Raw genomic sequence first — 1,405 nt, 5'->3', positions numbered from 1 at the left:
CTGCAAAAGCACACCGGATCGCATTCGAACTGCTGCCTTCTGCCAGATCTCCAACGTGAGCCTGCGCCACACCCTCCTGCGGACCTAGTTTGCGAGATACCAGCCAGCTTCTTCCCACTCCATAGGCGGAAGACCCGCGCGCAATTCTTCACAGGCGTTCTGACAGAGACCGGATGCAACCGGATTCTGCCCCAGCTGATCTTGCGATTCTGCAAGTACGACATTACGGGCTGCGATGCGCATGCCCCCTGTTTGGCGATATATGCCAACGAGACTGTCGGCTCAACGATTGAGAACCCTACACCCATTCAATCAATCAAAATGGTCTCATCGCCGGTACTTTGGCAATTTATCCTCTCTTGGTCGGCGTATTGGAGAAAGAGACCTGACTTTCAGAACCAAACAAGAGACTTCATCAATCACGCCTTGTGGTCGCCCAGCTCCAAACACAGCAGGGTTACGCAAACAGCTTTGAAATTTGAGTTAACGCCAATTGAACGTGAAGAGGACGGATAGAGTCTGTCGCCTTGCATCAATCCAACAAAGATAGAGCATTGCGCCAAAAAGTTACCCTGCGCGGGCCCAATTGCAACGGGTCGCGAACGCCCCCCCCTTTCCACAGTGTTCTAAAGGCAAACTAAACTCTCAAACTCCGCCTTACCCGTGTGTCGTCTCTTGGTCAGCGACCGACTCTGGCCGGCCAACCCGTGAGGCTTATCTTCGCACATAATTCACATTTCGGCCGCAGGTTCCAAACCGCTATCCAGGCCGCGATGCATCGCTCTCTCGGGCGGACGTAGGGTTTCTGTAACGACATCAATATCGCAGAAGGTGCAGCGCCGGATAGTTTGGGAATACACTTGCCCAATCAGATCAACCAGCTTCCTGGCGTGGCCGGTTTCGCGTCTTATGATGCAAGAGGTTCAGTCCTTAACCCTGATGCAAACGAGAAGCGCTCTACCCAAAGCGGAGCTTTCATAGGTGTCTAGCATGAATGCAATCGACGCCTACGGCGGAGCTTCAACAACTGAAAGCCCCCAGAAACCGACCTGACCGGGTTTACAACTGTAAACGGGCTTGCTCTTATGCAAAGCGTATATCGTCTTCCGATTTGGAAAACCTACAATATAGGCGAAAATCCTTGACTTAGAGCAATGAATCACGGCTGTTTGTCTCAAGTGGCGCAAAAATGACCACATTCTTTAATTTGAGGCAACTACATGATTCCCGTGACACCACTTACGGCAGAACGACCATCGGCACTCGCCACGGAAATATCTGAGAGATTAAACTCGGCTATCCGGGAACATCTTCTTGCGGCTTTTGCCCCGGACAACACTAAATCACTACGCAACTTTGCAGCACCAGAAGCAGCCGAACTCTTAGGTGTCTCAGGTCAATTCAT

The 1,405-nt window shown here is 51.5% G+C and carries 1 pseudogene; it reads left to right on the top strand.

The features are described from left to right. Nucleotides 1-1,220: 1,220 nt before the first annotated feature. Nucleotides 1,221-1,405 (top strand): annotated as a pseudogene (locus AC2FLX_RS22105) (plasmid partitioning protein RepA); the annotation flags it as partial.

The sequence above is a fragment of the Ruegeria sp. YKSF57 genome, assembly GCF_059612585.1.
Note: the sequence above shows the minus strand (reverse complement) of the source record. Positions and strands in the feature narration are given on the sequence as shown.